This is a genomic window from Synechococcus sp. R55.7 (assembly GCF_047461955.1).
Taxonomy (GTDB): domain Bacteria; phylum Cyanobacteriota; class Cyanobacteriia; order Thermostichales; family Thermostichaceae; genus Thermostichus.
Window position 1 is genome coordinate 1 of the sequence record NZ_JANSIC010000200.1, and the last position, 4804, is coordinate 4804.

The window sequence follows — 4804 nt, forward strand, 5'->3', positions numbered from 1 at the left end:
ATTTTTTGTGGCTATAGGGTTTCCAATTTCTAGGGATCCCCCCGAAGGGGGAACACTGGTACGCCCCGGGGTGGGAGGGGCAAATAGTAGAGGTGTTTCCAATTTCTAGGGATCCCCCCGAAGGGGGAACCTCAAGCCCGAGGTGCCGAGGAACTCTCAGAAGTGGATGTTTCCAATTTCTAGGGATCCCCCCGAAGGGGGAACACCAGGAGTGCGAATCTCTTCGTGTTACTGCGAAGAAAATGTTTCCAATTTCTAGGGATCCCCCCGAAGGGGGAACGAGATTGTCAATGCACTCACTACCCCGAATCTTTCGGGTTTCCAATTTCTAGGGATCCCCCCGAAGGGGGAACATTCCGAGATTTCGTCGGCGGTCCAAATGAACCGCTTTTTGGAGTTTCCAATTTCTAGGGATCCCCCCGAAGGGGGAACCAGTACCGGAGCTAGCCAGCCTAATACCGGTTCTGAGACTGTTTCCAATTTCTAGGGATCCCCCCGAAGGGGGAACAAGCAAAGACTGGCTAACGGTGAGACTGCTGAGGATATTTGGTTTCCAATTTCTAGGGATCCCCCCGAAGGGGGAACACGCGTACAGAGTCTTGTATCACCTGGGCTTTAGCAAGCTATCAGACTGTTTCCAATTTCTAGGGATCCCCCCGAAGGGGGAACCAGTGTATGGTTACGTCGAAGGCAACTCGTTAGACGGTTTCCAATTTCTAGGGATCCCCCCGAAGGGGGAACAAGACGCTGCCAGATCGGTGCAGTGATCGATGAGGCAGTGTTTCCAATTTCTAGGGATCCCCCCGAAGGGGGAACATTCGCAAAGCAGAGGAAGCCCAGCGGAAAGCGGAAGTTTCCAATTTCTAGGGATCCCCCCGAAGGGGGAACGGCGGATCCCTGAACCCCGACTTTGTTTGGCCGCATGTTTCCAATTTCTAGGGATCCCCCCGAAGGGGGAACAACTACGCACAGTTGGCTGCGTACTTAGCAGATTGGTTTCCAATTTCTAGGGATCCCCCCGAAGGGGGAACAAGCGCTTGACCAAGCGCTGTCCGTATCTGACGTAGTATGTTTCCAATTTCTAGGGATCCCCCCGAAGGGGGAACAATCCTGCAAATATCAATCCGGCAATTAAAGCATCTGTTTCCAATTTCTAGGGATCCCCCCGAAGGGGGAACTGTGGGGGAGGTTACTCTAGTGCACAGGACTTAGCCCAGTTTCCAATTTCTAGGGATCCCCCCGAAGGGGGAACTATACATAATATCCTCCCTTGCAGGGAAAGAAACAACAGTTTCCAATTTCTAGGGATCCCCCCGAAGGGGGAACTGGACCAAACAGCCTTTGCCATCCGGTTTCCCGGACTACCCATGTTTCCAATTTCTAGGGATCCCCCCGAAGGGGGAACATTCAACTGGTAGTAGCTATAGCTCCAACGTTTGTAGAGTTTCCAATTTCTAGGGATCCCCCCGAAGGGGGAACGCCAATCGGGAAGTTAGGATTATACCTCGGTATAAACCAAGTTTCCAATTTCTAGGGATCCCCCCGAAGGGGGAACAAAATATTGCTCCAGGAGTGGGTGTAGGTAACGTGGTTTCCAATTTCTAGGGATCCCCCCGAAGGGGGAACAGTTCGAAATCGTTCTCCACTCTGACTGGTCTCCGGGTTTCCAATTTCTAGGGATCCCCCCGAAGGGGGAACGGGAAATTAAAGGCTTCTCAGAGAATGTTCTGAGAACGTTTCCAATTTCTAGGGATCCCCCCGAAGGGGGAACTGGCTACGCGCAGAGCGACAAGCAGAACGCCAGCTGTTAGTTTCCAATTTCTAGGGATCCCCCCGAAGGGGGAACCCCAATTTACAGGCCCTAGCAAAAGACGGTATATTTGACCCAGATAGTTTCCAATTTCTAGGGATCCCCCCGAAGGGGGAACATGATTTCATCGGTCAGTTTGAGGACGGCTCTTTGCCGTTTCCAATTTCTAGGGATCCCCCCGAAGGGGGAACCGGCAGATTGGAAACCGGCAATATTACTGGAACCACGAAAGTTTCCAATTTCTAGGGATCCCCCCGAAGGGGGAACATACCTGGAGTGGTACTAATATGTACTGCCAAAAATCCACCTATGTTTCCAATTTCTAGGGATCCCCCCGAAGGGGGAACACCTGGGTCCGGCTAACACGCCGGTGCCCGTATCTCTAGTTTCCAATTTCTAGGGATCCCCCCGAAGGGGGAACTACTTACAGTAGATAAACCTGTACTTTCATCAACAGTTTCCAATTTCTAGGGATCCCCCCGAAGGGGGAACTGTACACGTTCTCACGTAAGTTGAGTGAGATTAATGGCTTTGTTTCCAATTTCTAGGGATCCCCCCGAAGGGGGAACGCGAAGAGCGTCGTGGTAACAGTGTACGGATCATCTACGGTTTCCAATTTCTAGGGATCCCCCCGAAGGGGGAACACATATCTTATTGTAAAGTGGATAATTACTATTGTAAACTGTTTCCAATTTCTAGGGATCCCCCCGAAGGGGGAACCGAAAAAATAAACAAACTCCCGGATGGAGTTAGTGCCACTGTTTCCAATTTCTAGGGATCCCCCCGAAGGGGGAACTCCCCGTAAAGCAGGTAGAAAGCCAAACCTACAGTAGGATAGGCAGTTTCCAATTTCTAGGGATCCCCCCGAAGGGGGAACAGGGCTATGACGGTACTATTATAGAGTACCGTTATATCCCAAAGTTTCCAATTTCTAGGGATCCCCCCGAAGGGGGAACATGAATACTGAATACACGACTGACTCTTCACTGCTACTACGTTTCCAATTTCTAGGGATCCCCCCGAAGGGGGAACACTATGCAGACTGGATTGACTACCACCAGATGGGGTACTGTTTCCAATTTCTAGGGATCCCCCCGAAGGGGGAACGTCAAGAACAGTACATGATTGTCTGTACGTTCGATGTTTCCAATTTCTAGGGATCCCCCCGAAGGGGGAACCTCGCCCAAGGATGGCTGCCTCCACATAGCCATCCCTATAAGTATGGTTTCCAATTTCTAGGGATCCCCCCGAAGGGGGAACTCTTGAAGCTTGACGAGATTACCATCCGCGAAGCACTGCGGAGTTTCCAATTTCTAGGGATCCCCCCGAAGGGGGAACACAATAAGCAGTACTACTGGAACTATCGCGAGCAGAAATGGAAGGTTTCCAATTTCTAGGGATCCCCCCGAAGGGGGAACAAGATCTACCTGTGGTCAATTCTGATCACTACATTGAAGCGTTTCCAATTTCTAGGGATCCCCCCGAAGGGGGAACGATGGAATTAGCAAAGCTGGTTCAACTGCTCCACTTGGTGTTTCCAATTTCTAGGGATCCCCCCGAAGGGGGAACTCCACCCCTATTAAACCCAAGCAGGGCAAGGAATGCAAGACCCATTTGCGAGGGATCCGGAAAAAAGTCGGCAAAAAGGGTGCTGGCGAGGGGGCTTTGGGGCCGGAAAGCCTTGTGGCGCAAGGCGTCGAGGGATCGGACGAAAGAATCGGCCTTTGCGGCTTTTGGCGGATCGCTCGCGGAGGCGTTGATACCGTTTGAGTGTGCTTTTGGAAACACCGAGTGCTTAAGTAGGAAGAGACTTGCCTGAGCTACACAATGACCGAGCTGGGGGGTGCAGTCAGGGCAGGCCCACCCCAGATTTCCACCTGGGCGAGGACATAGCTAGTGAGCGGATAGAAGCGGACGCTGTCTTCCTCGGGCTTGATCTTCTTGCGGAGCCGCAGTTTGAGCTCCTCGAACTTGTCTTTGTCGAGGACGCACTCAAACACGCTGTATTGCACGCGCTTGCCGTAGCCTTCTAGCAGGTCGGCAATTTTCTTGCGTCGCTTGTCGCAGGGAGTATCGTAGGTAACAACATAAAGAAACATCAGCGAATCCGGTAGGGCTGGTACAAATCTTGAGGATTATAGACGGATTGCTTAAACTTTTTAACTTGCTGCGTTAGCAGATCCCAGCGGGGTTGATCTCCGTCAGGGGTCTGGATGGATCCCTCCATTCTTTGGATGAAAGCTGTAAGGTACTTTTTCCTGCCACTATCACTTAGAAAACAGCCACCATCGCGATACTCAAAGTCTTCTTCGATGTTCATAATGCCCTTGTTGATCAGCCAGAGGACTATTGAATCTACAATAGGCGCCCGAAATTCTTCCAGTAAGTCCGAAACCAGAGCAGCATGGCGTTCACTGCTAGCGTGCAAGCAACCCTGATAGGGATCCAAATCTTGCAGCTCAATCAGGGTTAATAGATGGTTCCAGAGCACCATGTAGCCAAAGCTGAGCATGGCATTAACCGGGTTAGTGGGCGGCTGTCGAGTGCGGTTAAGCAAAACAAAGCCCCTTTGCTGAAGGCAATTTCCCAATTCCGGGAAATACAGAGCCGCAGCCGCTCCTTCAATGCCCCGCAATTGATCTAGAGACTTGGCCTCAAGAGCTTGAGCAGCCAAATGTTCCAGACTGCGCAGGGTCAGATCCCCTGTTTCAGTGGGGCGTTGCCTGAGCTGCCTCATCAGCAGCACCCGGCTATTGAGCAGCTTGGCTCGCACCATCTGGGCTGCCGTTTGCAATCGCCATTCTTCAGGGAGCGCCTGTTGCAAATGAGCTAAGCGGCGGTACCCCCTCTCTATAGGAACAAGGCGACCATAGCAATAGCCTAGCCGGGAGAGATAGGCAATAGGAATATTCCGCCTCAGGCACGCTCTCACTACGTCTGTGGTGACCTGGGATCGGCCAAAGATTAAAATTTGCTCCAGCAAGGGTAGAGGCA

The 4804-nt window shown here is 51.7% G+C and carries 2 protein-coding genes and 1 CRISPR repeat array; both genes read right to left on the reverse strand.

All coding sequences use genetic code 11. The features are described 5' to 3' along the window. Window positions 1-18: 18 nt before the first annotated feature. Window positions 19-3379: direct repeats of the CRISPR family, unit length 36 nt; unit sequence GTTTCCAATTTCTAGGGATCCCCCCGAAGGGGGAAC. A gap of 251 nt (window positions 3380-3630) precedes the next feature. Beyond that, window positions 3631-3909, reverse strand: a complete 279-nt coding sequence (gene cas2, locus NW820_RS10140; RefSeq protein WP_414329659.1) for a CRISPR-associated endonuclease Cas2 — start codon at window positions 3907-3909, stop codon at window positions 3631-3633. Next, window positions 3909-4804: CRISPR-associated endonuclease Cas1 (gene cas1 / locus NW820_RS10145; protein ID WP_414407418.1), on the reverse strand; the 896-nt coding region annotated here is incomplete at its 5' end. The genes cas1 and cas2, both read right to left, overlap by 1 nt.

Excerpts from the sequence above, each read along its gene's own strand:
- cas2 (WP_414329659.1), bottom strand. The coding sequence starts at position 3,909 with ATGTTTCTTTATGTTGTTACCTACGATACTCCCTGCGACAAGCGACGC.